This window comes from Scrofimicrobium canadense (assembly GCF_009696615.1).
Lineage (GTDB): Bacteria > Actinomycetota > Actinomycetes > Actinomycetales > Actinomycetaceae > Scrofimicrobium > Scrofimicrobium canadense.
Genome location: NZ_VULO01000024.1, coordinates 1 through 3,440, shown reverse-complemented (window position 1 = coordinate 3,440; position 3,440 = coordinate 1). Strand labels below are relative to the sequence as shown.

Annotated in this window: 4 protein-coding genes; all 4 read left to right on the top strand. The window is 58.8% G+C overall.

Translation table 11 applies throughout. The annotated features are described in order from the left end of the window. Positions 1–187 (top strand): hypothetical protein (locus FYJ24_RS12720; protein WP_206192714.1); only part of this gene is annotated, 187 nt, incomplete at its 5' end. Between the two features lie 139 nt (positions 188–326). Beyond that, on the top strand, positions 327–1,127 hold the full coding sequence (locus FYJ24_RS12205) for an undecaprenyl-diphosphate phosphatase (RefSeq protein WP_154546715.1): 801 nt from the start codon (positions 327–329) through the stop codon (positions 1,125–1,127). A gap of 27 nt (positions 1,128–1,154) precedes the next feature. Then, positions 1,155–2,252, top strand: a complete 1,098-nt coding sequence (locus tag FYJ24_RS12200; RefSeq protein WP_154546714.1) for an FAD:protein FMN transferase — start codon at positions 1,155–1,157, stop codon at positions 2,250–2,252. A gap of 15 nt (positions 2,253–2,267) precedes the next feature. Next, on the top strand, positions 2,268–3,440 hold a 1,173-nt coding region (gene glmU, locus FYJ24_RS12195), incomplete at its 3' end, for a bifunctional UDP-N-acetylglucosamine diphosphorylase/glucosamine-1-phosphate N-acetyltransferase GlmU (protein WP_154546713.1).

The window sequence follows — 3,440 nt, the reverse complement described above, 5'->3', positions numbered from 1 at the left end:
TAGAGGGCCAGGCCACGACGGCCTGGAGAGCAGAAAGCTTACCGGCGGGTCGTGTGCACTAGCGAGCCAAACTTCATGGCTGCTTCACGCATACATAATCGACTACTGGGATCTTCCATGGGCTGCTCTCGGAACCTCTTTTAAGGGAAAGATAAGGAGTTGTATCGCATTCATGGGCCACAGGTAGGGCGCTTGAACACGGCGCCATGCTAGGAGGCGTTTTCATGATTGTCAATCACAGAATATTTGCAGGCGGACATCATGGAATCGCACGTGTATCCTTGTGGCTTTTCAGAACGCCTCTCAACTGACGCGAGGATGAATCTATGGATTGGCTACAGGTCGTGATTTTGGCAGTGATTCAGGGAATAACCGAGTTCCTGCCGATTTCCAGTTCCGCACATCTTATTCTCGTGCCCGTATTTACGCCCTGGGAAGATCAGGGGTTGGCATTCGATGTGGCACTCCATCTGGGTAGCTTGAGTGCCGTCATCCTCTACTTTCGTCATGAAATCATACGCATGGTCGTCAGCAGCGTGGCCGCGCTACGGGGCAAAGGCGTCGATGAGGATGCCAGGCTAGGGTTCTGGGTCGCATTGGCCACTTTGCCGGTGTGTATTATCGGCTTTTTGGGTCGCGATCTGATTGCCGATCACATGCGCTCGACCCTGATCATCGGGCTGAGCCTGGTCGCTTTTGGTTTACTGCTGGGCTATGCCGACTGGAAAAAGCGCGGCACCCGCAGCGAGTACAGCATGAATCTGAAGGATGTGCTGATCATTGGTTTTGCGCAGGCACTGGCGCTAATTCCGGGTACATCCCGTTCCGGTATCACCATCACGGCAGCCCTGTTGGTAGGCATGAGCCGGGAGGGCGCTGCACGCTTCTCGTTTCTGCTGTCGATCCCCGTGATTGTGCTGGCCGGAGGGCTAGAGGCCGTTGGCTTGCTCAGCGATCCCCAAGCCATCGACTGGCCCGCCATGATCGTGGGTACGCTTCTTTCTGGTATTATTGCCTATCTCTGTATTCACTATTTTCTGGTCGTCATCAAGAAACTGGGCATGCAGCCGTTCGTGGTTTACCGCGTGGTATTTGGTCTCTGGCTGCTGTGGTTCTTCCACTTCTGACCCCGAGCACATTTCAAGGAAAATGCGATGAACATCGGCTATCGTCCCTTTTTAGCTGGCCTTGGTTTACTCACCCTGTTGCCCCTGATGGCAGGCTGCTCCGAGAGTGATCGCCCCCTGGAGCCGCCCACCCGGTTTGAAGGAGGGGTATTTGGCTCTTTCTACCAGGTGACGGTGATGGATCCGCTGACCCAGGGCCAGGCACAGGCGTTGGAAGAGGGCTTTCTGGCCGAACTCGAGAGCGTGGACCGTTCCATGTCGACCTATCGGGATGACGCCGAGCTGGTAACGTTCAATCATGCGCCGCTGAATGAGTGGCAGCCGCTGTCCAATGAGCTGATCGAAGTCTTGGCCGTCAGTCAGGCCGTTGCGGCAGACAGCGATGGTGCCTTCGATGTGACGGTGGGTGGCCTGGTGAACTTGTGGAGTTTCGGGCCAGAAGCAAGGCCAGAAGAAGTGCCCAGTGATGAAGCCCTTGCCGAACGCCTGTCGACCGTCGGGTATGACGCCCTGGAAGTGGATGCCCAGCAGATGCAGGCGCGGCGCACGCGGGATGTGTTTGTCGACCTCTCTGGCGTGGCGAAAGGCCATGCCGTCGATCGAGTAGGCGCGTATCTTGACCAGCAGGGGATCGAGCACTACCTGGTGAATCTTGGGGGAGACATGATCGCCCGTGGTTACCGGGAGCCCGACGATGAACTGGCTTGGCGTGTAGGTATCGAAGTGCCGGAAGACGGTGAGCAAAGGGCTCAGCATATCGTGCCGCTCAGCAACTTGTCGGTGGCGACCTCAGGCGACTACCGCAATTACTTCGAAGTCGACGGGCAGCGCTACTCGCATACCATCAATCCTCGTGACGGCAAACCGATTACCCATGACCTGGTATCGGTGTCGGTCTTCCACCCTTCCAATGCATGGGCGGATGCCTGGGCCACGGCACTGCTGGTGGTTGGTACGGAAGAGGGCATGGCGCTGGCCCTGGAACACGACTTGAACGTACTGCTGCTGGTGCGCGACGGCGACCGCTGGCGCAGCATCGCCAGCCCAGCATTCAAGGACTATTTTGGTGATACGCTGCTGGAAGAGCTGGGCATCGATGCCTGGACACCGGCAGCGGCCCAATAACGGTAGGTACTGAACATGCATGATCTCGACATCGTCATTCTGGCGGCCGGTAAAGGTACGCGGATGCGCTCTCCCTTGCCGAAAGTGCTGCATACCCTGGCAGGCAAACCCATGGTGCAGCACGTGCTGGAGACCGCTCAGGCGCTGAATCCGGCACGGACCCACGTGGTGATCGGTCACGGCGCTGACCAACTGCGTGACGCGCTGGCAGAGCATGACGTTCTGTTTGCGCTGCAGGAAGAGCAAAAGGGGACGGGCCATGCCGTGGCCCAGGCCCTGGCTCGTCTGGGCAACGGCATCGTGCTGGTGCTTTACGGCGATGTGCCGCTGATTCGCCGTGACACGTTGGCCAACCTGCTGACTCAGGTGGATGAGCAGCATATGGGCCTGTTGACGGTCACGCTGGACGACCCTGGCGGTTACGGGCGCATCGTGCGCGATAGTGACGGGCAGGCCGTGGCGATTGTCGAGCAAAAAGATGCCAACGACGAGCAACTGAGCATCACCGAGTGCAATACCGGCATCATGGCCATGACCAGCGCTCAACTGAAGCGCTGGTTGCCCCAGCTCTCGGCAGAGAATGCCCAGGGTGAGTACTATCTGACCGACGTCATCGCCATGGCTGCCAGCGAAGGTATCAAGGTGGCCACGGCGCAGCCCCACGATGCTACCGAGGTGGAAGGGGTCAACAACCGTGCGCAGATGGCCCGTCTGGAGCGTGCTTACCAGCAGCAGACGGCGGAAGCGTTGATGGCTCAGGGCGTTGCCCTGGCAGACCCGGCGAGAATCGATGTACGCGGCACGCTAACCTGTGGCCACGATGTGTTCATCGACGTGGGCTGCGTCTTCGAAGGGAACGTGGAGCTGGGCGAAGGCGTGCGCGTTGGCCCTTATTGCGTGATCAAGAACAGCACCCTCGGTGCTGAAAGCGTCATCGATAGCCACAGCGTCATCGACTCCACGGTGGCCGCTGGCCATAATCAGATTGGGCCCTACGCTCGTCTTCGCCCCGGCACGCGTCTGGCGGTCAAGGCGAAAGTGGGCAACTTCGTGGAGACCAAGAACGCCGAGGTCGGCGAAGGCAGCAAGATCAACCACCTGAGCTATGTGGGCGATGCCACCCTGGGGCGCGAGGTGAACGTTGGGGCAGGCACCATTACCTGCAACTACGATGGCGTCAACAAGCAT